The 24,558-nt window shown below is 64.9% G+C and carries 25 protein-coding genes; 21 read left to right on the top strand and 4 right to left on the bottom strand.

Annotated features, from left to right (window positions below; translation table 11 throughout):
* The first annotated feature begins 103 nt into the window (after positions 1-103).
* Positions 104-1,555 carry a benzoyl-CoA 2,3-epoxidase subunit BoxB gene (gene boxB, locus ACNJYD_RS36960; RefSeq protein WP_172786133.1) on the top strand — a complete coding sequence of 484 codons (1,452 nt, stop codon included), beginning with the start codon at positions 104-106 and terminating at the stop codon, positions 1,553-1,555.
* A gap of 183 nt (positions 1,556-1,738) precedes the next feature.
* On the opposite strand, the gene ACNJYD_RS36955 is transcribed toward boxB, so the two are convergent.
* Both ACNJYD_RS36955 and ACNJYD_RS36950 read right to left on the bottom strand, forming a co-directional pair.
* A complete protein-coding gene (locus ACNJYD_RS36955; RefSeq protein WP_439364856.1) occupies positions 1,739-2,548 on the bottom strand; it encodes an SDR family oxidoreductase in 810 nt (269 codons plus the stop codon).
* A gap of 90 nt (positions 2,549-2,638) precedes the next feature.
* The gene (locus tag ACNJYD_RS36950) at positions 2,639-3,697 is read right to left on the bottom strand and encodes a polysaccharide deacetylase family protein (RefSeq protein WP_439364855.1); all 1,059 of its coding nucleotides are present in this window, start codon (positions 3,695-3,697) and stop codon (positions 2,639-2,641) included.
* 164 nt (positions 3,698-3,861) lie between these two features.
* Here ACNJYD_RS36950 and ACNJYD_RS36945 point away from each other — a divergent pair, with 164 nt between their 5' ends.
* From ACNJYD_RS36945 to phoB, 14 genes are all read left to right on the top strand, one after another.
* Positions 3,862-5,256: an OmpA family protein gene (locus tag ACNJYD_RS36945; RefSeq protein ID WP_439364854.1), complete on the top strand. Its 1,395-nt coding sequence runs from the start codon at positions 3,862-3,864 to the stop codon at positions 5,254-5,256.
* A gap of 2 nt (positions 5,257-5,258) precedes the next feature.
* Positions 5,259-5,555 carry a hypothetical protein gene (locus ACNJYD_RS36940; protein ID WP_212256054.1) on the top strand — a complete coding sequence of 99 codons (297 nt, stop codon included), beginning with the start codon at positions 5,259-5,261 and terminating at the stop codon, positions 5,553-5,555.
* Positions 5,556-5,652: 97 nt separating this feature from the next.
* Positions 5,653-6,243: a TetR/AcrR family transcriptional regulator gene (locus tag ACNJYD_RS36935; protein WP_212256056.1), complete on the top strand. Its 591-nt coding sequence runs from the start codon at positions 5,653-5,655 to the stop codon at positions 6,241-6,243.
* Positions 6,240-7,145 (top strand): haloalkane dehalogenase, encoded by a 906-nt coding sequence (locus tag ACNJYD_RS36930; RefSeq protein WP_439364853.1) that lies wholly within the window; start codon positions 6,240-6,242, stop codon positions 7,143-7,145. Before ACNJYD_RS36935 ends, ACNJYD_RS36930 begins: the two co-directional genes overlap by 4 nt.
* An 11-nt stretch (positions 7,146-7,156) precedes the next feature.
* On the top strand, positions 7,157-7,384 hold the full coding sequence (locus ACNJYD_RS36925; RefSeq protein WP_172786126.1) for a SelT/SelW/SelH family protein: 228 nt from the start codon (positions 7,157-7,159) through the stop codon (positions 7,382-7,384).
* 18 nt (positions 7,385-7,402) lie between these two features.
* Positions 7,403-7,834: a GNAT family N-acetyltransferase gene (locus ACNJYD_RS36920; RefSeq protein WP_439364852.1), complete on the top strand. Its 432-nt coding sequence runs from the start codon at positions 7,403-7,405 to the stop codon at positions 7,832-7,834.
* Between the two features lie 422 nt (positions 7,835-8,256).
* Entirely contained in the window at positions 8,257-9,312 is a 1,056-nt protein-coding gene (locus ACNJYD_RS36915) for a lysylphosphatidylglycerol synthase domain-containing protein (protein WP_172786124.1), read from the top strand.
* Positions 9,313-9,358: 46 nt separating this feature from the next.
* Positions 9,359-10,651: an ATP-binding protein gene (locus ACNJYD_RS36910; protein WP_172786123.1), complete on the top strand. Its 1,293-nt coding sequence runs from the start codon at positions 9,359-9,361 to the stop codon at positions 10,649-10,651.
* 150 nt (positions 10,652-10,801) lie between these two features.
* Positions 10,802-11,815, top strand: a complete 1,014-nt coding sequence (pstS, locus tag ACNJYD_RS36905; protein ID WP_172786122.1) for a phosphate ABC transporter substrate-binding protein PstS — start codon at positions 10,802-10,804, stop codon at positions 11,813-11,815.
* A 202-nt stretch (positions 11,816-12,017) separates the two neighbouring features.
* Positions 12,018-13,007, top strand: a complete 990-nt coding sequence (gene pstC, locus ACNJYD_RS36900; RefSeq protein ID WP_439367555.1) for a phosphate ABC transporter permease subunit PstC — start codon at positions 12,018-12,020, stop codon at positions 13,005-13,007.
* A 4-nt stretch (positions 13,008-13,011) separates the two neighbouring features.
* Entirely contained in the window at positions 13,012-13,857 is an 846-nt protein-coding gene (gene pstA, locus ACNJYD_RS36895) for a phosphate ABC transporter permease PstA (protein WP_172786121.1), read from the top strand.
* Positions 13,854-14,675, top strand: coding sequence for a phosphate ABC transporter ATP-binding protein PstB (gene pstB / locus ACNJYD_RS36890; protein WP_260381220.1), 822 nt, complete (start codon positions 13,854-13,856; stop codon positions 14,673-14,675). The genes pstA and pstB overlap by 4 nt, the downstream gene beginning before the upstream one ends.
* Positions 14,676-14,686: 11 nt before the next feature.
* Entirely contained in the window at positions 14,687-15,403 is a 717-nt protein-coding gene (gene phoU / locus ACNJYD_RS36885) for a phosphate signaling complex protein PhoU (RefSeq protein WP_025033425.1), read from the top strand.
* 14 nt (positions 15,404-15,417) lie between these two features.
* Positions 15,418-16,125 (top strand): phosphate regulon transcriptional regulator PhoB, encoded by a 708-nt coding sequence (phoB, locus tag ACNJYD_RS36880; protein ID WP_008143479.1) that lies wholly within the window; start codon positions 15,418-15,420, stop codon positions 16,123-16,125.
* A 271-nt stretch (positions 16,126-16,396) separates the two neighbouring features.
* On the opposite strand, the gene ACNJYD_RS36875 is transcribed toward phoB, so the two are convergent.
* The gene (locus ACNJYD_RS36875) at positions 16,397-16,909 is read right to left on the bottom strand and encodes a GcrA family cell cycle regulator (RefSeq protein ID WP_025033426.1); all 513 of its coding nucleotides are present in this window, start codon (positions 16,907-16,909) and stop codon (positions 16,397-16,399) included.
* A 460-nt stretch (positions 16,910-17,369) separates the two neighbouring features.
* Here ACNJYD_RS36875 and ACNJYD_RS36870 point away from each other — a divergent pair, with 460 nt between their 5' ends.
* The 3 genes from ACNJYD_RS36870 to ACNJYD_RS36860 all read left to right on the top strand — a co-directional run bounded on the left by ACNJYD_RS36870 (position 17,370) and on the right by ACNJYD_RS36860 (position 20,692).
* Positions 17,370-18,578 carry an aspartate aminotransferase family protein gene (locus tag ACNJYD_RS36870; RefSeq protein ID WP_212256064.1) on the top strand — a complete coding sequence of 403 codons (1,209 nt, stop codon included), beginning with the start codon at positions 17,370-17,372 and terminating at the stop codon, positions 18,576-18,578.
* A complete protein-coding gene (gene argF, locus ACNJYD_RS36865; RefSeq protein WP_172786118.1) occupies positions 18,578-19,513 on the top strand; it encodes an ornithine carbamoyltransferase in 936 nt (311 codons plus the stop codon). Before ACNJYD_RS36870 ends, argF begins: the two co-directional genes overlap by 1 nt.
* A 171-nt stretch (positions 19,514-19,684) precedes the next feature.
* Positions 19,685-20,692 carry an Hsp33 family molecular chaperone gene (locus ACNJYD_RS36860; RefSeq protein ID WP_439364851.1) on the top strand — a complete coding sequence of 336 codons (1,008 nt, stop codon included), beginning with the start codon at positions 19,685-19,687 and terminating at the stop codon, positions 20,690-20,692.
* Positions 20,693-20,925: 233 nt separating this feature from the next.
* On the opposite strand, the gene apaG is transcribed toward ACNJYD_RS36860, so the two are convergent.
* A complete protein-coding gene (gene apaG, locus ACNJYD_RS36855; RefSeq protein WP_024337101.1) occupies positions 20,926-21,318 on the bottom strand; it encodes a Co2+/Mg2+ efflux protein ApaG in 393 nt (130 codons plus the stop codon).
* A gap of 196 nt (positions 21,319-21,514) precedes the next feature.
* Here apaG and ACNJYD_RS36850 point away from each other — a divergent pair, with 196 nt between their 5' ends.
* The 3 genes from ACNJYD_RS36850 to ACNJYD_RS36840 are packed head-to-tail and all read left to right on the top strand — an operon-like array spanning position 21,515 to position 24,531.
* Positions 21,515-22,756, top strand: coding sequence for an OpgC domain-containing protein (locus ACNJYD_RS36850; RefSeq protein ID WP_172786116.1), 1,242 nt, complete (start codon positions 21,515-21,517; stop codon positions 22,754-22,756).
* A complete protein-coding gene (locus ACNJYD_RS36845) occupies positions 22,756-23,535 on the top strand; it encodes an SGNH/GDSL hydrolase family protein (protein WP_172786115.1) in 780 nt (259 codons plus the stop codon). Before ACNJYD_RS36850 ends, ACNJYD_RS36845 begins: the two co-directional genes overlap by 1 nt.
* A 12-nt stretch (positions 23,536-23,547) precedes the next feature.
* A complete protein-coding gene (locus tag ACNJYD_RS36840; RefSeq protein WP_172786114.1) occupies positions 23,548-24,531 on the top strand; it encodes an SGNH/GDSL hydrolase family protein in 984 nt (327 codons plus the stop codon).
* Positions 24,532-24,558: the final 27 nt, after the last annotated feature.

Below are 24,558 nucleotides of genomic sequence, written 5' to 3'. Positions count from 1 at the left end.
AACCGGGACCCAGACGGACCGAACAATGGGTCCCGGCTCTGCAGCGCACCGCTTCGCGGCTAGCGCAGCGTCCGGGACACGGGACAGACCAAGGAGCACGGCCATGAACATGAACATCATGAACGTCGACTACTCGACCAAGATTCCCAACAACGTCAATCTCGCCGAAGACCGCCAGGTGCTGAAAGCGCTGGAAGGCTGGCATCCCGGCTACATGGATTGGTGGAGCGACATGGGGCCGGAAGGCTTCCAGGAATCGCTGGTCTATTTGCGCACCGCGTACTCGGTCGATCCGCGCGGCTGGGCCAAGTTCGATTACGTCCGCATGCCCGAATATCGCTGGGGCATTCTCCTTGCGCCGCAGGAAGAGAACCGCGTCGTGCCGTTCGGCGAGCATTATGGCGAGCCGGCCTGGCAGGAAGTCCCGGGCGAGCATCGCGCCATGCTGCGCCGCCTAATCGTGATCCAGGGCGACACCGAGCCGGCCTCGGTCGAGCAGCAGCGCCATCTCGGCAAGACCGCGCCCTCGCTCTACGACATGCGCAATTTGTTCCAGGTCAATGTCGAGGAAGGCCGCCATCTCTGGGCGATGGTCTACCTGCTGCAGAAATATTTCGGCCGCGACGGCCGCGAGGAAGCCGACGATCTCTTGCGCCGCCGCTCCGGCGACGCCGACGCGCCGCGCATGCTGGGCGCCTTCAACGAGGCGACGCCGGACTGGCTGTCCTTCTTCATGTTCACCTATTTCACCGACCGCGACGGCAAGATGCAGCTACACTCACTGGCGCAGTCCGGCTTCGATCCGCTGTCGCGCACCTGCCGCTTCATGCTGACCGAAGAGGCGCACCACATGTTCGTCGGCGAGACCGGCATCACCCGCGTCGTGCAGCGCACTTGCGATGCGATGAAGGCGGCCGGCATCACCGATCCCACGGACATCGCGAAGGTCCGCGCGCTCGGCGTCATCGATCTCCCGACCATCCAGAAGAAGCTGAACCTGCACTATACGCTCTCGCTCGACCTGTTCGGCTCGGAGGTCTCGACCAACGCGGCCAACGCCTTCAACGCCGGCATCAAGGGCCGCTATCACGAGACCCAGATCGACGACGATCACCAGCTCAAGAACTCGACCTATCCGGTGCTCAAGCTGATCAACGGCGAGGTCAAACTGGTTGACGAGCCGGCGCTGACCGCGCTCAACATGCGCCTGCGCGACGATTACAGCCAGGATTGCGTCAAGGGCATGCTGCGCTGGAACAAGGTGATCTCGACCGCGGGCTACGACTTCAAGCTGACCTTGCCCAACGTCGCCTTCCACCGCCACATCGGCGAGTTCAAGGACGTGCATGCGACGCCCGACGGCATTCTGATCGACGATGCCACCTGGGCCAAGCGCAAGGACGAATGGCTGCCGTCGGCCAGCGACGGTGACTTCATCACGTCATTGATGCAGCCCGTCACCGAGACCGGCCAGTTCGCCTCCTGGATCTCGCCGCCGAAAGTCGGCATCGACAACAAGCCCGGCGATTTCGAGTACGTGAAGATCGAGTCGTAACGGCTGCTAGCGAGATGCGATGGCCGCCACGCACTCACTGTCATCGCCCGGCCTTGACCGGGCGATCCAGTATTCCAGAGACTGTCGTCATAGAGCCGCGAGGCCGCGGCTTACTGGATGCCCCGGTCAAGCCGGGGCATGACAGCGGAGTATGAGGCGAGAGCGGAGTACCAATCGCCTCCTTCAGCTATCCCACCCGCTGCCCTTGATCCCCGCATTCGCATAGACGATGCCGCCGTCCACCGCGATGGTGTTGCCGACAACGTAGTCGCCCGCGCGCGAGGCGAGATAGATCGCGGCGCCCGCCATGTCCTCATCGGTGCCGATGCGGCCCGCAGGCACGCGCGTTGCGACCTCGTCGCCGTGATCGCGCGCGGCGCGGTTCATGTCGGATTTGAATGGCCCCGGCGCGATGGCGCTGACCACGACATGGTCGGGGATCAGCTTCACCGCCATGCGCCGGGTCAGATGGATCAGCCCGGCCTTGCTCGCGGCGTAGGAATAGGTCTCCATCGGATTGACGAAGATACCGTCGATCGAGGCGATGTTGATCACTTTCGCCGGCTGCTCTGCGCTCGCCGCCGCACGCAAGGGGCCGGCCAGCGCCTTGGTCAGGAAGAACGGCGCCTTGACGTTGAGGTTCATCACCTTGTCCCAGCCGCTCTCCGGGAATTCGTCGAACTCGGCGCCCCAGGCCGCGCCGGCATTGTTGACGAGGATGTCGAGCCTCGGCTCCAGCTTGATGATCTCGCCGGCGAGCCTGTTGCAGCCTTCGATGCTCGAAATGTCGATCGGCAGCGCGATGCATTCGCCGTCATATTGCGCGCTGAGCTCCTTGGCGGTCTCCTCGCAAGGTCCGGCCTTGCGCGCGGTGATGTAGACCTTCGCCGCGCCGGCGCTGAGAAATCCCGCCGCGATCATCTTGCCGATGCCGCGCGAGCCGCCGGTCACCAGCGCGATGCGGCCTTTGAGCGAGAACAGATCGTTGAACATGTGTTCCTCCCTTGGTTGCCGCTGGTTGTGGGCGGAGTGGGAAGGGGAGTCAAGGAAGGCGCGCTTGCCCTCACGTACGCAGAATGAGGCCTAAGCCGCCGCGATGCGGCGGAAGCCGTTCCACATCGCGGTCGCGGCGCCCGAGGTCAGCACCGGCAAGATCCGCGCGTCCTGATAATTGCCGTTGAGCGAGACGCGGGGCAGCGCGGTCATGTAGTCGGCGTTCTCCGCGAACAGCATGCCGGGCCGTGTCGTCACCGCGGTCTTGAAGCCGGCGGATGCGGCAAGGGCGAATTCGCGCGCCCCTGCGGCGTCGCGGTCGCCATAGGGATAGGCGAGGTGCAGCACGGGGCGCTCCAGCACCTGCTCGATCCGCGCGCGGCTCGTGCCCATCTCCTGCGCGGCGATGTCTTCCGCCTGCTTGGCGAGATTGCAATGGCTGACGCTGTGCGCGCCGATCGTGACCAGCGGATCGGCGGCAAAGGACTTCAGCTCGGCCCAGGACAGGCAGAGGCTGCGGCACAGCGCTTCCATGTCGACGCCGTAGGCCGTGCACAGCGCCCCGATCTCGCGCGCAAGATCGTGTTCGCCCGGCAGCGCGCGCAGCCAGTCGTGCAGGCGGTCGAACGCCGCCTGCTTCGCCGCAATCGTGGTCGCATCGAGCCGCAGCGCGGAATTGCCGATCCGGACGTCGATCTGGTCGGTCTTGGCGATCACGGCCTCCAGCGCCGTCCACCACAATCGCCCGGTGCCGTCGGCAAAATCGCTCGCGACATAGACCGCCAGCGGCGCGTCAAATTCGCGCAGCACCGGCAGGGCGTAATGCAGATTGTCGCGATAACCGTCGTCGAGGGTGAAGGCGGCGAAGCGGCGGTCGAACCGGCCTTCCACCAGCCGCTCATGCAGCTCGTCCATGCTGACGATGTCGATGTCGCGCGAGCGCAAATGGCACAGCGTGGCGCGCAGGAATTCTGGGGTGACCTCGAGATGCCGGTTCGGCTGGAACGCGGCCTCGCGCGCCGGCCGCACGTGGTGCAGCATGAAAATGGCGCCGACGCCCGACAAAAGCGGGCGCAACAGGTGGTGCGCCCCGCTGAAATAGAGAGCTCCCAGCCCGGCGCGGATGACGTTGTTACGCAGTTGTTTCATGACCGGGTGGGGGACTTTGGCATTCCGCGCTCAACTTACGGAAGAACCCTTGAAGAAAAAGTTATTCCAATTGTCCCACCCGGGCCTTCGGAACAGTGCCATTTCCGGTTTGACAGCCTGCCAAGGGTTTGTTTTGTCTCCGTTTCCAGAGTTCGGGTCGTCGAATGCAGAAGCTTTTCTCGTGGGCCGGTAAATGGTGGCCGGGGCTCATCCCCCTTGCCGTCATGTGGGGATTTGCGGCCTGGAATAACACCTTACCGGTCGAGGCCGATCTGTCGGCCCGCAGCTCGGCTGCGCTGAAGGACACCGTTCTGGACAAGACCCGGATCGCGGTCGACGGCCGCGACGTCAGCCTGGTCGCGGACGCCTTCTCCGAGGAGGGGCGCCGCGACGCGGTGATGGCGGTCGAAACCGTGCCCGGCGTGCGGCTGGTGGACGACCGGACCCGCCTCGTTCCTGAGGCCAAGCCCTTCGTCTGGAACGCCGAGCGCGACGTGGTGCGGGTGACGCTGTCGGGCTCCGCGCCGCTGCCGTCGATGAAGGGTCGGCTGACCGAGGCGGCCCGAAAGGAAGTCGGCGGCGTCGAGGTCGCCGATCAGATGGGGCTGGCGCGCGGGGCGCCACCGCGGTTCGAGGCCGCCGCGATGCTGCTGCTCGATCAGATCGGCAAGCTGAAGGACGGCAAGATCACGATCACGGACACCAAGGTCAACCTGTCGGGCATGGCGCGCGAGCTCGGCGGCCGCGAGGCAATCGCGGCTGCGCTGAAGAACCTGCCCGAGGGCTTTTCGATCGCCGCCAACGAGATCAAGGCGCCGCCCTACATCTTCCAGGCCTACAAGGATCCGGTAGCCGCGACGGTGACGCTGACCGGCTACGTTCCTGACAACAACGTCCACGCCGCAATTGCCACCAGCGCCTCGCGAAAGTTCTTCACCGAAAAGGTCGTCGACAATCTCAAGGCCAGCATCGGCGCACCCGGCTCCTTCAACACGGCCGTCGTCGCGGCGCTCGGCGCGCTGTCGCGGCTGTCGACCGGCACGCTCGTCGTCTCCGACCGCGAGGTGAAGCTCTCGGGCGATGCGCTCTACGAGGGCGCCGCCAACGAGATCCGCGCAGGCCTCGGCAAGGACTTCCCGAAGAACTGGCAATACAAGCCGGAGATCACGGTGAAGCCCGCCGCAGGCCCGGTCGACGGCACCGTGTGCCAGCAATTGTTCTCGGAGCTTCTGACCAAGGGCAAGATCCGCTTCGCCAACAAGCGCGCGGACATCGATCCCGATTCGGCCGGCATCCTCGATCGTCTCATCGAGACGGCGCTGCGCTGCCCCACCACCAATATCGAGGTCGCCGGACATACCGACGCCGATGGCGAGGATTCCTTCAACCAGGCTCTCTCGGAAAAGCGCGCTCAAGCAGTGATCGACTATCTGGTCAGGGCGGGCCTGCCCGCCAGCCGTTTCACCGCGGTCGGCCATGGCAGCACGCAGCCCGTCGCCGGCAACGACACCGATGAAGGCAAGGCGCAGAACCGCCGCATCGAATTTCTGGTGAGGTGACGATGCCCTATCTCGTCTCGTTCCATCTGGGCTGGCTGATCGGCTCGCTGCTGCTGGGCTTCTGCATGGGCTGGATCTCGGTGGTCCAGCGCGGCAACGGCACTTCGAAGGTGACCGCGCGCTGGCTCGCCGTGCTTGCCGCCGCCCTAGTCGCGGCCTCCCTCGCCCATGTGGTCCCCGGCCGCTTCGGCTACTGGCTCGACCTCGGCCTGATCATGTTCGCCTGTTACCTGGTCGGCTGCACCATCGGCGCCTGGCTGCGCGATCGCGTGGTCGCGCGCAGCATGCGGGCAGGCTGAAGCCCCGCCGCCGAGCCCCCTTTCTCCCCCAGCGAGGTCATGAAGAGTCGGGAAAGGAAGCGCTTGACAATAATACGTACGTACGTATTATATGCTCATGCCCAAGCCCTCGCTCAAAGACGCCATCCTCGACGCCGGCCTCAAGGTCATGTTCCGGACCGGCTATCACGGCACCAGCGTGCGCGATGTCACCGCCGCGGCGGGCGCCCCGCAGGGGTCCTTCACCAATCATTTTCGCTCCAAGGAAGCGTTCGCTTCGGAGGTGCTCGATCGATATTTCGAGATCACGAAGGGATTGGTCGCGGAGGCCCTTGAAGACGCCTCGCTGACGCCGCGGGCGCGGCTCAAACGCTATCTCGACATCATCACCGGCCGCCTCGAAGCCGACGGATACGGACGCGGCTGCCTCATCGGCGATCTCAGTCTGGAAGCGGCCGGCAGCAGCGAACTGCTGCGCACCCGCCTCGCCGAAATATTTGCCGAGTGGCGCATGCCGTTCGCGGCCTGCATCAGCGAGGCGCAGGAAAGCGGCGAGATCGATTCCGAATTCGAGCCCGAGGAGCTTGCCGACTTCCTGCTCGCGTCCTGGCAGGGCGCGATCCTGCGCATGAAGGTCGACCGCACGCCCCGCGCGCTCGAGCGATTCAAGACCATCGCCTTCAAGACCGTCTTCAAGGAGCCGACATGAGCCAGCAAGCCGAGATTCAGATCCGCAGCGCCTCCGTGCTGGGAAGCACGATGGCTTATCGCGAGACGGGCGCGAAGGATGCGCCGGTCGCGCTCTTTCTTCACGGCAATCCGACGTCGTCCCATATCTGGCGAAACATCCTGCCGCTGGTGGCGCCGGTGGCGCATTGCATCGCGCCCGATCTCATCGGCTTCGGCCGGTCCGGCAAACCCGATATCGCCTATCGCTTCTTCGATCACGTCCGCTATCTCGACGCGTTGATCGACGAGCTCGGCATCAATTCGGCCTATCTAATTGCGCAGGACTGGGGCACGGCGCTCGCATTTCATCTGGCGGCGCGCCGGCCGGCCTTCGTGCGCGGGCTTGCCTTCATGGAGTTCATCCGGCCGATGCCGACCTGGCAGGATTTCCACCAGGCGGAAGCTGCACGCGAAACTTTCCGAAAATTCAGGACGCAAGGCGAGGGGGAGGCCATGGTCCTGGAGGCGAACGCCTTCGTCGAACGCGTGCTGCCCGGCGGCATCATGCGAAGTTTGAGCGAAGACGAGATGGCGCCTTATCGCGAGCCTTTTCCGACGCCGGACAGCCGTCGTCCCGTTCTTGCATTCCCGCGTGAATTGCCGATCGCCGGCGAGCCCGCCGATGTCTATCACGCGCTGCAATCGGCTCATGCGTCGCTGAAAGCGTCCGCCTATCCGAAGCTGCTGTTCGCGGGCGAGCCGGGAGCCGTCGTCACTCCCGCATTTGCCGAGACGTTCGCGGCCTCGCTGCAGCACTGCGCGCTCGTCCGCCTCGGGCCCGGTCGGCACTACCTCCAGGAGGATCACCCCGATGCGATCGGCCGTTCCGTGGCCGGCTGGATCGCCGGCATCGAAGCGGTGCGTCCGCAACTTGCGGCCTGAAGGAGGATGAGATGTCCGACGTGACCATCATCTATTGCCGGCCGTGTGGATATGAGAAGCGCGCCAAGGAGGCGGCCGCGGCGCTGCGCCGGCAGCTGGGGCTGGAATCGGATCTCGTCCCCGGCAAGGGCGGCGTTTTCCAGGTGAAGCTCGGCGACCGGATTGTCGCCAGCCGCAGCAAAGGTCATTTTCCTGACGGCGACGAAATCGTGGCGGCCGTTAATGCCGCCCGGGACTGAGCCGGGGAGGCTTTTGCGATGTCGATTGTCTGGTCCGACGATCTCGCCGGTGTCGACTGGGATGATCTGTCCGCGCTCTACCGCATCGCACCGCTCGGCACCAAGACACCGGCCGATCTCGCGCTCGTGTTTGGCAACAGCATGTTTCGAACCTTCGCTTATGAGCAGGGGCGCCTCGTCGGCGCAGGCCGCGTACTCGCCGATGGCCGCGACTGCGCCTATCTCTGTGATGTCGCAGTGCACCCGGAGCATCAGGGGCGGGGTCTCGGCCGCGACATGATCGAACGTCTGCTTGCGCGTTGCCGCGGCCATCGCAAGATCATCCTCTACGCCGTGCCGGGCAAGGAAGGCTTTTACGAACGCCTGGGCTTCAGGCGGATGACCACGGCCATGGCGATCTTCGAGGATCAGGCCGGCGCCTTTGGCCGCGGCTATTTGACCGCGCCTTGAGTGCGGTCTGGAGCCCGCGACCTTCCGGCGCATCGGAAAATCCGGGATCGATGCCGGGATTGCCCCCTCTTTCAACAGACGGGCGGGCCCCATAGATTGACGTCGGCTTAAGGCGTGACGGAACATTGTGCGGCCGAAATCATCAAAACTTCATGGCCCCTGCGCAGGATCGCCATGGAGATTCGCGCCAGGCCTTGCCGCCGAAAGCGCCAACCCCTGCACCGGGAGCCGCTACCCTGCCTAAAATATTGAAGGCACGCGTTTTTGTTCGAATTGCCGAATTCCACTTCGGCCGAAAACGCGCTAGTGGAGGGGCGGGGGGCATGCGCGATGCCGGCGCCGGCAGCGCGGGTTCGTTGAATGCCTGCGCGTCCGCCTGTCCGCCGGCCACCCTGGCCGTTGAAGCGTTGTTCGAGGTCTAGATGCTGGAAGCCATACGCAGGGTGACGACGTTTCTGCGCCAGAAGCAAATCCTGCATAAGCTTGGAGTTGTGATCAGCATCGCGGTCATCGGCATCGCTTGCTATGTGCTCTACCACATGCTGCGGGGCATCGATTTCAACGAGGTCCTCGAAGCGATCAAGAGTACCGAGCCGAGCCAGATTGCGATGGCGGCGCTGTTCGTCGCTGCGGGCTATTTCACGCTGACCTTCTACGACCTCTTCGCCACGCGCGCGATCGGCCATGCCCACGTGCCCTATCGCATCAACGCGCTCGCGGCCTTCACCAGCTATTCGATCGGCCACAATGTCGGCGCATCCGTCTTCACTGGCGGTGCGGTGCGCTACCGCATCTATTCGGCCTACGGGCTGAACGCGATCGACGTCGCAAAGATCTGCTTTCTCGCCGGCCTGACGTTCTGGCTGGGCAATGCCGCCGTGCTCGGCCTCGGCATCTCCTACCATCCGGAGGCGGCGGCCTCGATCGACCAGCTGCCGGCCTGGCTGAACCGGACGCTGGCGCTGATGATCATCGTGGCGCTGATCGGCTATGTGGTCTGGGTCTGGACCCAGCCGCGGGTGGTCGGCCGCGGCCCCTGGACCGTGGTGCTGCCGGGCGGCCCGCTGACGCTGCTCCAGATCGCGATCGGCATCGTCGATCTCGGCTTCTGCGCGCTGGCGATGTACGTGCTGGTCCCGGACGAGCCCAATCTCGGCTTCGTCGTGGTCGCGGTGATCTTCGTCTCGGCGACCCTGCTCGGCTTCGCCAGCCATTCGCCCGGGGGCTTGGGGGTGTTCGACGCCGCCATGCTGGTCGGCCTCTGGCAGATGGACCGGGAGGAGCTCCTGGGCGGCATGCTGCTGTTCCGCGTCCTCTATTATCTGTCTCCGTTCGTCCTATCTGTAATCTTGCTGACGTTTCGAGAAGTTATCATCGGCGCCCGATCGAAGCGGTTGCAACAGGCGGCGCTCAAGCTGGACCCCGGTCCTGCGCCTGAAGCCGCCTATGTGAGAGAGCGCAGCGACAGCGGCGCCTGACCGGTGTCAGGTCCTTAAGGACAGCCCCCAGGAGAAGCCCGCCCCGATGGCGATCGACGCCCCCTCTTCTCCCTCCGCCCAGCCCTGGTCCGACCGGCTGCGGCACTCGACCATCATTCTGATCGCCGCGGCGCTGGCGCTGTCCGTCGTGGTCTCGCTCGGCGAATTGTCGGCGCTGCATGCCGCAATCGTGTTCCTCTGCATCGCGGCGGCCGCCTTGATCCCGTGGCGGCTGCACGATCCCGCCGCCTCCCGCGACGACGTCAGGCGCATCAACCCGGTTGAGAGCGCGGCGGTGGCCGCGGTGGTTGCCGGCATGCCGGATCCGGCGGTGCTGCTCGACCGCGCCGGCCGCGTCGTCCACCTCAATGCCGCGGCCGCCCAGCTCGCGCCGGCGCTGCGTCGGAACGAGCTCGCCCAGTTCGCGCTGCGCTCGCCGGAGATCATCACCGCGCTGCGCGAGGCCATCGCGACCACCGAGCCGCGGCGCGCGACCTATCTCGATCATGTTCCGGTCGATCGCTGGATGGAGCTGATCATCACGCCGGTACCGGTGCCGACCAGCTTCGGCGGCACTGACAAATGCATGCTGATGACCTTCCACGACCAGACGCCGTTGCGGCGGGTCGAGGAGATGCGGGCCGATTTCGTCGCCAATGCCAGCCACGAGCTGCGCACGCCGCTGGCGGCGCTGTCGGGCTTCATCGATACGCTCCAGGGTCAGGCCAAGGACGATCCAAAGGCACGCGAGCGCTTCCTCGGCATCATGCACAATCAGGCTACGCGCATGGCGCGCCTGATCGACGATCTTCTGTCGCTGTCGCGGGTCGAGCTGTCGGCCCATGTCCGGCCGGACACCCTGGTCGATCTCGTCCCGATCATCCGCCAGGTCGCCGACGGGCTCGAGCCGCTGGCGCGCGAGCGTCAGGTCGAGGTGGACATCCACCTGCCGGAGCCGCCGGTGATGATCGCGGGCGACCGGGAGGAACTGCTCCGCCTGTTCGAGAACCTGATCGAGAACGCGCTCAAATATGGCGCCTCGGGCGGACGCGTCATCGTGTCGCTGACATCGAGCGCGGCCACTGATGGAACTCAGGAAATCCGGGTCATGGTCCGCGATTTCGGCCCTGGCATCGCGCCCGAGCACCTGCCCCGGCTGACCGAGCGCTTCTACCGGGTGGATGTCGGCGACAGCCGCTCGCAGGGCGGCACCGGGCTCGGATTATCGCTGGTGAAACATATTCTTAACCGTCATCGCGGTCGGCTTCTGATCGAAAGCGTGCCCCGGCAGGGCGCCACTTTTACCGCCTGTTTTCCCCAGGCCAAGACGCCGGCTTAGACCTAAAAATCCAGCGATTTCAGTCGGTTGACTCTGTCATCCAGCTGTCACGAAACCTTCGTAAAAGCACAGCCGACCGCTCCTAAACGGGCGGCACGGGGAGCGCGATCGGGCGCGGATGGCGCTTCGCTCCCCTGTATGGAGACCAGCATGAATTTCCTCAAAACTCTCGTCGCTGCTGGCTTGGTCGCCGCATCGGCGACGGCAGCCTTTGCTGCCGACATCACGGGTGCCGGCGCGACGTTCCCGTTCCCGATCTATTCGAAGTGGGCTGACGCCTACAAGAAGGAGACCGGCAACGGTCTGAACTATCAGTCGATCGGCTCCGGCGGCGGCATCAAGCAGATCCAGGCCAAGACCGTGACCTTCGGCGCCAGCGACGCGCCGCTCAAGGCCGAGCAGCTCGAGAAGGACGGCCTCGTCCAGTGGCCGATGGTGATGGGCGCCATCGTCCCTGTCGTCAACCTCGAGGGCGTGAAGCCCGGCGAACTGGTGTTCGACGGCGAGACCCTGGCCAACATCTATCTCGGCAAGATCACCAAGTGGGACGATGCCGCGATCAAGAAGCTCAATCCGAACGCGAAGCTGCCCTCGGAGGCGATCACCGTGGTCCGCCGTTCGGACGGTTCGGGCACCACCTTCAACTTCACCAACTACCTCTCCAAGGCCAGCGCGGACTGGAAGAGCAAGGTCGGCGAGGGCACCGCGGTCGAGTGGCCGGTCGGCGTCGGCGCCAAGGGCAACGAAGGCGTGTCGGGCAACATCAGCCAGACCAAGAACTCGATCGGTTACGTCGAGTACGCCTATGCCAAGCAGAACAAGCTGACCTACACCGGTCTCGTCAACAAGGCCGGCAAGCCGGTGCAGCCGACCGTCGAGGCCTTCCAGGCGGCCGCCTCCAACGCCGACTGGGCCAAGGCGCCCGGCTATTACGTCATCCTGACCGACCAGCCCGGCGAGAAGTCCTGGCCGATCACGGCGGCGACCTTCATCCTCATGCACAAGTCCGCCACCGACAAGGCGGCCTCGCAGGAAGCCATCAAGTTCTTCCGCTGGGCCTTCAAGAACGGCGGCAAGGCGGCTGAAGAGCTCGATTATATCCCGATGCCGGACAGCGTCGTCCAGCTGATCGAGAAGACCTGGGCTGCCGAGATCAAGAGCTAAGTAGAGCTCTCGTGTCCCGGACGCGGTGCGGCCCTGGCGATGCAAAGCATCGTCCACTGTGCCGCTCCGCAGAGCCGGGACCCACAAGCACCAGGCCCCGGATCAGCGGCGCACCGCTTCGCGCTGCACCGCATCCGGGGCACGGGACCGCCACCAACAACAAGCGTATATAAAACGGGCACAGGGGATCGGCGTGGCTGAGATGGCTGTCGAGAGCAATGTGATTGATGCTGCCGGTCCATATGATCGCGCCAAGGCCTTGAGCGCGTTCAAGCTCGGCGACGTCACCTTCTACTGGATCACGCGGTTGTCCGCGATCTCGGTGCTGCTGATCCTCGGCGGCATCATCATCTCGCTGATCGTCGGTGCGTTCCCGGCGATCAAGGAATACGGCATCTCCTTCCTGTGGACGCAGCGCTGGGCGCCCTCCGCCGATCCGCCGGTGCTCGGCGCGCTCGGGCCGATCTACGGCACGCTCGTCACCTCCTTCATCGCGATGCTGATCGCCATTCCCGTCGGTCTCGGCATTGCGATCTTCCTCACCGAGCTCTGCCCGCAATGGCTGCGCCGCCCGATCGGCATGGCGGTGGAGCTGCTCGCCGGCATCCCCTCGATCATCTACGGCATGTGGGGCTTCTTCGTGCTCGGCCCGTTCCTAGCCAACACCTTCCAGCCCTTCATGATCAGGGTGTTCGACGGTATTCCCGTGCTGGGCGCGATCTTCGCGGGTCCCCCGTCCTATCTCAGCCTGTTCAACGCCGCCCTGATCCTCGCCATCATGGTGCTGCCTTTCATCACCTCGATCTCGGTCGATGTGTTCAAGACGGTGCCGCCGGTGCTGAAGGAAGCCGCCTATGGCGTCGGCTGCACCACCTGGGAAGTCGTCCGCAGCGTCGTGATCCCCTACACCCGCGTCGGCATCATCGGCGGCGTCATGCTGGCGCTGGGCCGTGCGCTCGGCGAGACCATGGCGGTGACCTTCATCATCGGCAATTCGTTCCGGATCTCCTCGTCGATCTTCGCGCCGGGCACCACGATCTCGGCCGCGATCGCATCCGAGTTCGCCGAGAGCGACGGCCTGCACCAGTCCGGCCTGATCCTGCTCGGCCTCCTGCTGTTCGTGCTGACGTTCTTCGTGCTCGCGGCCGCCCGGTTGATGCTGCTGCGCCTGGAAACCAAGGCGGGGAAGTGAAGCCATGAACCCGATCTATTCGCGCCGCCGCCGCTGGGACATCGTCATTCGCGGACTCTGCATCGCAGCCGCTGCGTTCGGCGTCACCTGGCTCGCGCTGATCCTGATGACGTTGCTCTACAACGGCCTGGCCGGGCTCAACCTCCAGGTCTTCACCGAGAACACGCCGCCGCCCGGATCGAACGAAGGCGGTCTGCTCAACGCCATCGTCGGCTCGCTGATCATGACCGTGATCGGCGTCGGCATCGGCGCGCCGCTCGGCCTGTTCGCCGGCACCTATCTTGCCGAATACGGTCGCAACGACAAGCTGACCTCGGTGATCCGTTTCATCAACGACATTCTCCTGTCGGCGCCCTCGATCATCATCGGCCTGTTCATCTACGGGGCGGTGGTGGTGCCGATGCGCGGCTTCTCGGCGATCGCGGGCAGCCTCGCGCTCGCCGTCATCGTGATCCCGGTCGTCGTGCGCACCACGGAGGACATGCTGCTGCTGGTGCCGAATCCGCTGCGCGAGGCGGCCTCTGCGCTCGGCCTGCCGCGCTCGCTGGTGATCAAGCGCATCGCCTATCGTGCCGCGCGTTCCGGCCTCATCACCGGCGTGCTGCTGGCGACCGCCCGCGTCGCGGGCGAGACCGCACCGCTGTTGTTCACGGCGCTGTCGAACCAGTTCTTCAGCCTCGGCCTGAACAAGACGATGGCGAACCTACCTGTCACCATCAACAACTTCGTGCAGAGCCCCTACGAATATTGGAAGCAACTCGCCTGGAGCGGCGCGCTGCTCATCACCCTGACCGTGCTTGCCCTGAACATTGGCGCGCGCATCCTTGGCGCCGAGAGGACTGCAAAATGAGTGAAATGTCTGTTTCCGTCAGCGCGCCGACCGTTCATCCCGGCTCGCAGCCGCTGCCCGAGGCGCCCGCCAAGGTCACCGCGCGCAACCTGAATTTCTACTACGGTGAGCACCACGCGCTGAAGAACATCAATCTGACGCTCGGCACCAACCGCGTCACGGCGTTCATCGGCCCGTCGGGCTGCGGCAAGTCCACCCTGCTGCGCATCTTCAACCGGATGTACGACCTCTATCCGGGCCAGCGCGCCACCGGCCAGCTGCTGCTCGACCAGACCAACATCCTCGACGCCAAGCTGGACCTCAACCTGTTGCGGGCCCGGGTCGGCATGGTGTTCCAGAAGCCGACGCCGTTCCCGATGACGATCTACGAGAACATCGCCTTCGGCATTCGTCTGTACGAGAAGATCTCGAAGTCCGAGATGGACGGCCGCGTCGAGAAGGCGCTGCGCGGCGGCGCGCTGTGGAACGAGGTCAAGGACAAGCTCAATGCCTCCGGCCTGTCGCTCTCCGGCGGCCAGCAGCAGCGCCTCTGCATCGCCCGCACCGTCGCGGTGCGGCCCGAGGTGATCCTGTTCGACGAGCCTTGCTCGGCGCTCGACCCGATCTCGACCGCCAAGGTCGAGGAGCTGATCCAGGAATTGTCCGAGAACTACACGATCGCGATCGTCACCCACAACATGCAGCAGGCGGCGCGCGTCTCCGACAAGACCGCCTTCATGTATCTCGGCGAGCTGATCGAGTTCGACGACACCAGCAAGATCTTCACGTCGCCGAGCGATCGGCGCACGCAGGATTACATCACCGGCCGGTTCGGCTGAGGAGACGGAATATGGGTTCTGAACATACCGTAAAGGCCTTCGACAGCGACCTTCAGGAGCTCACTCGCCTGGTCGCCGAGATGGGCGGCATCGCCGAGCGCATGATCGTCGATTCCGTCGACGCGCTGATCCGCCGCGACGTGGCACTCGGCCAGCGCGTCGTCACCACCGACGCCGATCTCGACGCGCTGCAGAAGCGCATCGAGGAGCGTGCCGTGCTCACCATCGCCCGCCGCCAGCCGATGGCCGTCGACCTGCGCGAGATCGTCGGCGCCATGCGCGTTGCGACCGATCTCGAGCGCATCGGCGATCTTGCCAAGAACATGGGCAAGCGCGTCGCGGCGCTGGAGACGGACTTCCATCCGCTCAAGCTGTTCCGCGGCCTGGAGCACATGACCGACCTCGTGCAGCAGCAGGTCAAGAGCGTGCTCGACGCCTATGCCGCGCACGATTTGCCGGCGGCGATGGCGGTGTGGAAGGGCGACGAGGAAGTCGACGCCATCTGCACCTCGCTGTTCCGCGAGCTCCTCACCTACATGATGGAGGATCCGCGCAACATCTCGTTCTGCATCCACCTGATGTTCTGTGCCAAGAACATCGAGCGGATCGGCGACCACGCCACCAACATCGCCGAGACCGTGTTCTACATGATCGAGGGCCAGGCGATCACCGACAAGCGGCCGAAGGGCGACATGACGACCTTCGCCACGACGGTGCCGAATACCTAAGGAGCGACGACAACATGGGCGCACGCATTATGGTGGTAGAGGACGAGGAAGCTCTCACCGAGCTTCTCCGCTACAACCTCGAAGGCGACGGCTATGACGTCGAGACGGTGATGCGCGGCGACGACGCCGACACCCGCCTCAAGGAGCACATTCCCGATCTGATCGTGCTCGACTGGATGCTGCCGGGCCTGTCGGGCATCGAGCTGTGCCGGCGGCTTCGGACCCGTCCCGAGACCAAGCAGCTGCCGATCATCATGCTCACTGCGCGCGGCGAGGAGAGCGAGCGGGTACGGGGCCTCGCAACCGGCGCCGACGATTACATCGTCAAGCCGTTCTCGGTGCCGGAGCTGCTCGCGCGCGTGAAGGGTCTGCTCAGGCGCGCCAGCCCCGAGCGGCTCGCCACCGTGCTCGCCTATGGCGACATCGAGCTCGACCGCGACAAGCGCCGCGTGGCGCGCTCGGGCCGGCCGATCGATCTCGGCCCGACCGAATATCGCCTATTGGAGTTCTTCCTGGAGCATCCCGGCCGCGTGTTCTCGCGCGAGCAGCTGCTCGATAGCGTCTGGGGCCGCGACATCTATATCGATGAGCGTACCGTCGACGTCCATATCGGCCGCCTGCGCAAGCTGCTCAATCTCGGCCGCGAGCAGGACCCGATCCGCACCGTCCGCGGCGCCGGCTACGCGCTGGATGATCGCTTCGCGAAGGCCGAGCAGACGTAAGATCTGCGAGCTGTTGGTGTGGTGAGCTGCGGCTACACCCTCAACCGTCATCCCGGGGCGCGCCCAGCGCGAGCCCGGGATCTCAGCGCGAGCGCTTGCGCTCGTCGCGATCAACCACAGGACGTGGTTTGACGATGACTCGGAGTGACCATCTCGCGCAACGATCGCGCCCTGTGGTTATGGATCCCCGCCTTCGCGGGGATGGCACCGAGTGAGTTCAGCCGTCATCGTGTGACGGCTGCCGTATGTGCAGCCAACTAATTCCGCAAGCTCAGCGCGTGCTCGGCTTCGCCGGTGCGCGACGGCGGTCCGCTGCGGGCTGATAGGCCACGCGCGAATGCTGGGCGCAATAGGGCAGGCCCGAGAGCGCCTTGCCGCCGCAGAAGAAGAAATCCGGGCTCGATGGATCGCCGACCGGCCAGTGGCACGTCGCCTCGTTCAATTCCAGCAGCGACAGGCGCTGGCTCATCGGCACCACGTTGTCGTAGGTAACCGGCTCGGCTTCCACCTCGACCTCGAAGGCCTGCGCCAGCGCGGTGTTGCCGCGCGCAACGGGTCGCGTCACCCGCATCATGTGCTGCGCGGGCCGTGCCTTGCGCGGCCGCGGCGCTGCCGATGAAGGGCTCTTGGCGCGGCCGGACAGGCCGAGCCGGTGCACCTTGCCGATCACGGCATTGCGGGTCACATTGCCGAGCTCCGCCGCGATCTGGCTGGCCGAAAGTCCGGCCTCCCAGAGCTTCTTCAGCTGCTCGACGCGATCATCGGACCAGGTCAAAACCGTCATTGCACCCTTTCCCTCGCAGCGCGCCTGCCATCCTGGAGCCTTCGCCGCGATTGCCTAAAGCCTTGAAAAACCCGTGCCGCCAGAATCCCTTAAGGCTCGCCGGGCGCGCTCAAGACGCCCGAACGTTTACGCCGGTACATGAGGACTTTTGGGATCAGAACTGCTGCACGAGATGTCGTATCTGACAGTCCAAACGCTACAATATGGCGTGACTCCCGCGCAAGAGTCCGCCGACTCGCTTCCACATGTTCCGTGGTGAAAAACCCGCAAAATCGGCACCGCAAGACTACGGATTCAGCGTTTCGCGAGGCTTTCCGGGCGGCATTGACACCCGTCTTTCCAGGCATAAGATAGTGCCACGTGCCGCCCTTAAAAGGCGGCACGTTTCGTTTTCCGGGGCCGGTCAATGGTGCGTTGCGCAATGCGTGCCTCACACCGTCCGCAACATTCAAGTGACGTCATGACTAACAGCGCCGCGCCGCATTTGCTCCCCGTCTTCGCCAGGGCCGACCTCGGTTTCGAGCGCGGCGAAGGCTGCTGGCTGATCGCGACCAATGGTGATCGCTATCTCGATTTCACCTCGGGCGTGGCGGTGAATGCGCTCGGCCACGTTCATCCCGCGCTGGTCAAGGCGTTGCAGGAGCAGGCGACGAAGCTCTGGCACATGTCGAACCTGTTCCAGAGCCCCGATGGCGAGAAGCTCGCAAGCCGCCTCTGCAATGAGAGCTTCGCGGACTTCGTGTTCTTCTGCAATTCCGGCGCCGAGGCGCTGGAAGGTGTGGTCAAGCTCGTCCGCCATCATCACTTCTCCAAGGGCCATCCGGAGCGTTATCGCATCATCACCTTCGAAGGCGCCTTCCATGGCCGCACGCTGGCGACGCTGGCTGCGACGGGATCTGCGAAATATCTCGAGGGCTTCGGTCCGCCGATGGACGGCTTCGATCAGGTGCCGCACGGTGACCTCGACGCCGTGAAGAAGGCGATCGGCCCGCACACCGCCGGCATTCTCATCGAGCCGATCCAGGGCGAGGGTGGCGTTCGTGCTGCGCCTCCCGCCTTCCTGAAGGCGCTGCGCGAGCTCTGCAACGAGCGCGGCCTGTTGCTCGCCTTCGACGAGGTGCAGACCGGCATGGGCCGCACCGGCGAGCTCTTTGCCTACAAGCGCACCGGCGTCACACCGGACGTGATGTCGCTCGCCAAGGCGCTCGGCGGCGGCTTCCCGATCGGCGCGGTGCTGGCGACCGCGGATGCGGCCGCCGGCATGGGGCCCGGCTCGCACGGCTCCACCTTCGGCGGCAATCCGCTCGCGATCTCGGCTGCCAACGCCGTGCTCGACGTCATGCTCAAGCCCGGCTTCTTCGACCACGTGCAGAAGATGTCGCTGCTGCTCAAGCAGAAGCTCGCCTCCGTGATCGATCGTCATCCCGATGTCGTCAGCGAGGTGCGCGGCGAGGGCCTCCTGATCGGCATCAAGGCCGTGGTGCCCTCGGGCGATCTCGTCGCGGCGCTGCGCGCCGAAAAGCTGCTCACCGTCGGGGCCGGCGACAATGTCGTGCGCTTCCTGCCGCCCTTGATCGTCACCGAAGCGGAAATCGAGGACAGCGTCGGCCGGCTCGAACGCGCCTGCACGGCGATCTCCTCCAGTCAGACCAAGCGGGCGGCAAGCTGATGAGCACGACGCCCAACAAAGCTCCAAAGCACTTCCTGGACATCAACGAGCTGCCGCTGTCGGAGCTCAAGAGCATGCTCGCCGCCTCTTCCGCCATGAAGGCGAAGCAGAAGGCGCAGCAGCCGGTCAGGCCGCTCGAAGGCAAGACGCTGGCGATGATCTTCGAGCGTCCCTCCACCCGCACCCGCGTCTCGTTCGACGTCGGCATGCGCCAGCTCGGCGGCGAGGCGATCATGCTCACCGGCGCCGAGATGCAGCTCGGCCGCGGCGAGACCATCGCCGACACCGCGCGGGTGCTGTCGCGCTATGTCGACGCCATCATGATCCGCATCCTCAATCACGATGCGCTGCTGGAGCTTGCGGCCAACGCCACCGTGCCCGTCATCAACGGCCTGACCCGGCGTTCGCATCCCTGCCAGGTGATGGCCGACCTCATGACCTATGAGGAGCATCGCGGCCCGATCGAGGGCAAGACGGTGGCCTGGACCGGCGACGACAACAACGTGCTGGCGTCCTGGGCCCATGCCGCCGAGCGCTTCAAATTCCAGCTCAACGTCGCAACGCCGCCGGAGCTCGCACCGAAAAAGGTCATGCGGGACTGGATCAAGGCGACGGGCGCGCCGATCGTGCTCGGTACCGATCCCGAGGCCGCGGTGCGCGGCGCCGATTGCGTCGTCACCGACACCTGGGTGTCGATGGGCGACAAGGAGGGCGAGCACCGTCACAACGTGCTCAAGCCCTACCAGGTCAATGCCAAGCTGATGTCGCTGGCCAAGGCGGATGCATTGTTCATGCACTGCCTGCCGGCCCATCGCGGCGAGGAGGTCACGGATGAAGTGATCGACGGCCCGCAATCGGTCGTGTTCGATGAGGCCGAAAACCGCCTGCACGCGCAGAAGGGCATCTTGGCCTGGTGCTTCGACGCGGTGAAGTGACCTTTCTGTAGCCCCGGGTGGAGCGCAGCGAAATCCCGGGTTCTCAGCGTGCGGAACGATCTCCCCGGATTACGCTGCGCTCCATCCGGGCTGCGCGGCCCGTCGTTCTGAGGACGACGGAATGCGGGCGTTCCCCTTCCATTTCCGCCCACCGACCCCAGATAATGCGCCATGGTTTTCCAATCTCCTGACATGAATACCGGGCCTGAAGGCCCGGTTCGCGCGCCATCATCGGTTCCGGTCGATGACGCCGTGCTGCCTTACGAGGTCGACGCGCTCGACGTGCGCGGGCGTCTGGTGCGGCTTGGCCCTGCGCTCGACGACATCCTCACCAAGCACGATTATCCCGCGCCGGTCGGCAAGCTGCTCGGCGAGGCCATCGTGCTGACCACGCTGCTCGGCTCGGCGCTCAAATTCGAAGGCCGCTTCATTCTTCAGGCCCAGACCGATGGCCCGGTGTCGTTCCTGGTGGTCGACTACAAGGCCCCGGACCGTCTGCGCGCCTATGCGCGGTTTGATGCCTCGCGCCTGGGCACGGCAAAAGATTCCGGCACGCTGCTCGGTCGCGGCCATCTCGCCATGACCATCGACCAGGGCCCCGACATGAGCCGCTACCAGGGCCTGGTTGCGCTCGATGGCGGCAGCCTGGAAGATGCTGCTCATGAATATTTCCTGCGCTCCGAGCAGATCCCGACGCGTGTGCGACTCGCGGTCGGCGAGGAGTGGCGCTCGAGCGACGGCGGCAAGCATCGCTGGCGCGCCGGCGGCATGCTGATGCAGTTTCTGCCGAAGGCGCCGGAGCGCGCGCGGCAGGCGGACTTGCATCCCGGCGATGCCCCCGACGGCACCGAGGTGCACAGCGTCACCGAGGACGATGCCTGGGTCGAGGCGCGCTCGCTGATCGAAACCGTCGAAGACGTCGAGCTGATCGATCCCGAGCTCTCCGGCGAGCGGCTGCTCTACCGCCTCTTCCACGAGCGCGGCGTGCGCGTGTTCAATCCGCAGGTGCTCGAGGCGCGGTGCTCCTGCTCGCGCGATGCGGTCGCCGCGATGCTCAAGAGCTTCTCGCCCGACGACCGCGCCGCCATGGTCAAAAACGACAAGGTCGTCGTCACCTGCGAGTTCTGCTCGTCGGTGTACCAGTTCACGCCGCACGAGGCAGGCGCGGAGGACGCGTAGCGTCGCCTTCGTCATTGCGAGCGCAGCGAAGCAATCCAGAGTCTTTCCGCGGTGGCAGTCTGGATTGCTTCGCTGCGCTCGCAATGACGAGGCTGGAGAGGCTATTCGCCAAGCGCTCGGACATCGTAGGGTGGGTTAGCGTAGCGTAATCCACCTCTTCTGGTTCTGCGGATACAAACAATGGTGGGTTACGCCTTCGGCTAACCCACCCTACCGGCACCGAAGTCCGCCCCCTAGTTCAACACCCGCTTGTTGTCCGGGCTGTCGAGCGAAAACGTGGGCACGTCGATCTCGAAGCGCTCGCCGGTTTCGCTGACCATCTGGTAGCGGCCGGTCATGAAGCCGGAGGCGGTCGAGAGCGGCACGCCGGAGGTGTATTCGAAGCGCTCGCCGGGGGCGAGGATCGGCTGCTCGCCGACCACGCCCTCGCCCTTCACCTCCTGCTGGCGGCCGGAGGCATCGGTGATGATCCAGTGCCGCGTCTTGAGCTGCACGGTCTCCTCGCCCGAATTGGTGATGACGATGGTGTAGGACCAGAAGTAGCGCGAGCGGTCGGCCGACGATTGCTCCGGAACAAAGTTCGGCTCGACGGTCACTTCGATCTGGCGGGTCACGGCGCGGTACATGGCTGCCATCATACCGAAATCCGCCCCGGGAACCAAACCCCTACGGGCGGCCTTGGCGACATCGTCCCGCCAGAATTGGAGGAAAAGCACACGACCGAGGGAGACACCCTTATGTGATCCGGGCGCTTTGCGAGACGACAGCCGGACCATTACACTGCTTCAACGTCGCGATTTGCGGAACGGTTTCCAGGCCCCGATGACCATTGCCGACCGAGTGACGGGATCGACCATCGCAGGAACCGCGGGCGCCAAGCCGCGCGCCGCTGCGCCGGCCATCACGCTGCCTGCCATCGGCGAGCGCGAGCTCCGGCTCGATCTGTTCCGCGGACTCGCGCTATGGCTGATCTTCATCGACCATCTGCCGCCCAGTCTGCTGACCTGGTTCACGATCCGCAATTACGGCCTCAGCGACGCCACCGAGATCTTCATCTTCATCTCCGGCTACACCGCTGCCTTCGTCTATGGCCGGGCCATGCTCGAGAGCGGCGTTCTCATCGCCACCGCGCGCATCCTGCGCCGGGTCTGGCAAATCTACGTCGCCCACGTCTTCCTGTTCACGATCTTTCTCGCCGAGATCTCCTATGTGGCGACCAGGTTCGAGAACCCGCTCTACACCGAAGAGATGGGCATCATGGACTTCCTCAAGCAGCCCGACGTCACCATCGTGCAGGCGCTGCTGCTACGCTTCCGTCCCGTCAACATGGACGTGCTGCCGCTCTACATCGTGCTGATGCTGGCGCTGCCTCTGATCCTGTGGTCGATGAAATGGCGGCCGGACGTCACGCTCGGGCTTTCGGTCGTGCTCTACGCGGTGACCTGGGAGTACGACCTTTATCTCTCGGCTTATCCGAACGGCTTCTGGGCCTTCAATCCTTTCGCCTGGCAATTGCTGTTCGTGTTCGGTGCATGGTGCGCGCTCGGAGGTGCGCGTCGCATGTCGCGCATCCTGGCCTCGCCCGTGACGATGTGGATCTCGATCGCCTATCTCGTCGCGGCGTTCTACGTGACGCTGACCTGGTACGTGCCGCAGCTGTCCCAGTTCATGCCGAAGCGGATCGAGCAGTGGATGTATCCGATCGACAAGACCGACCTCGACGTGCTGCGCTTCACGCATTTCCTGGCGCTGGCTGCGCTCACCGTGCGCTTCCTGCCCCGGGATTGGCCGGGCTTGAAATCGCGCTGGCTGCGACCATTGATTCTATGTGGCCAGCATTCGCTCGAGATCTTCTGCCTCGGCGTCTTCCTGGCCTTTGCCGGCCATTTCGTCCTCGCCGAAGTCTCCGGCGGGCCGGCCATGCATGCGTTGATTAGCCTCTCCGGAATCCTGATCATGTGGGGGGTTGCCTGGGTCATTTCGTGGTACAAGCGTGTGGCTGACAAGAGCGGTGCGAAAACCAAAAACGCCGTCGGCAACGCCGATCTGGCGGGAGGGGGCTGATGAAGGCGAAGGTTCTCCTGAGCCTGATCCTGCTATGCGGTAGCCTCGCCGCGCCCACGGCGCGCGCGGGCGATGCCGCGTCTGCCGCGTCCCCTGTGCCTGCGGCCTGCGAATTGCCGTCCTATCTGCTGACCAGCGAAAGCCAGCTGCCCAAGGTCGCCGAGGCGGTCAAGGCCGGCAAGCCGCTCGATATCCTGGTCATCGGCAGCCGCTCGACCACGATTCCTTCGTCGGAGGGCAGCTCCTATCCGGCGCGCATGGAGGCGATCCTCAAGGAGAAGCTGCCGCCGTCCGAGGTCGTGCACGTCTCCGTAGAAATACAGAGCAAGAAAACGGCAGAGGAGACCGCGTCCAGCTTCGTTAAGCTGATGGAAGCAAAAACGCCTACTTTGGTCATCTGGCAGACCGGGACCGTGGATGCTATCCGATCCATCGATCCCGACGAATTTCGTGGCGCGGTGACCGACGGGGTTGTTGCGCTGCAAAAGGCAGGGGCTGACGTCGTCTTGATGAATTTGCAATACAGCCCGCGCACCGAGACCATGATCTCGGCGCAGCCTTTTCTCGACAATATGCGCGTCGTTGCGCAGGAGCACGACATTCCGCTGTTCGATCGTTTCGCGATCATGCGGCAGTGGAATGAGCAGGGCCAGTTCGACCTGTTCAGCCCGTCCCGCGGGCCTGAGCTGGCGAAGCAGGTCCATGATTGCCTGGGCCGGGCGTTGGCACAGTTCGTGATTGACGCTGCTCACCTGGAGCCGGCCCAGCAGCAAAATTGAGGTCTAGCGTTAATGAGTTCTCTCCGCCCTTTTTGCCTGACGTCATGGCTGGCCGTGCCCGCAGCAGCGGCGCTGTTATGGCTGACGCCCGCCTCGCATGCGCAGACGCCCGCGCAACCTGCCCCCGCACCCGCCCAGTCACCTGATCCCGCGCCCGCTGCGCCGTCCCAGACCACCGTCGCCGCGAGGTCGTCCGAGCCGCGCGGCGTCACCTCGCGCGCCATCGACAAGGTGAAGGAGGTCGCGAAGTCCGCCGCCGACATCTTCAGCCGCGTGCCTTGCCTGCCGCCGAAGGGCGGCTCCAAGGCGATGGGCTCGCTGCCGCATGTCGCGAGCAAGCTCGTCGCCGGACAGCCCGTCGTCATCGTCGCGTTCGGTTCGTCGTCGACCGCGGGCTTCGGCGCGAGCTCGCCGGAGTTCAACTACCCCAATCGCCTCGCCGCGCAGCTGCGGCGTCACTATCCGAGCGCCGACATCACGGTCGTCAATGCCGGCGTCGGCGGCGAGGATGCGCCCGAGATGATGAAGCGCCTGCAGACGCAGGTGATCGACGTGCATCCGGATCTCGTGATCTGGCAGGTCGGCACCAACGCCGTGCTGCGCAACCTCGATCCCGCCGATACGGCCAAGCTGGTCGAGGACGGCATCAGCCGCATTCAGGCCGCCGGCGGCACCGACATCGTGCTGGTCGACCCGCAATATTCGCCGGCCGTCAACCAGCGCAAGGAGAGCGCCGGCAAGATGATCAAGCTGCTCGGCAACGTCGCCGAGCTGCGCAAGGTCGGCATCTTCCCGCGCTTCGAGGTGATGCGCGACTGGCACGAGAACCAGTCGATCCCGGTCGAGAGCTTCGTCATCGCCGATGGCCTGCACATGAACGATTGGGGCTATGCCTGCTTCGCCCAGCTGCTCGGCGACGACATCATCCGCTCCGTCGGCCAGATCAAGCTCGGGGTGAACGTGCCGGCGGATGTGAGAACATATCGGCCGATGTGAGAGGTTATCGCCGTAGGGTGGGCAAAG

The organism is Bradyrhizobium sp. SPXBL-02 (assembly GCF_051853065.1).
Taxonomy (GTDB): Bacteria; Pseudomonadota; Alphaproteobacteria; order Rhizobiales; family Xanthobacteraceae; genus Bradyrhizobium.
This window is presented reverse-complemented; position numbering and strand designations above follow the sequence as displayed.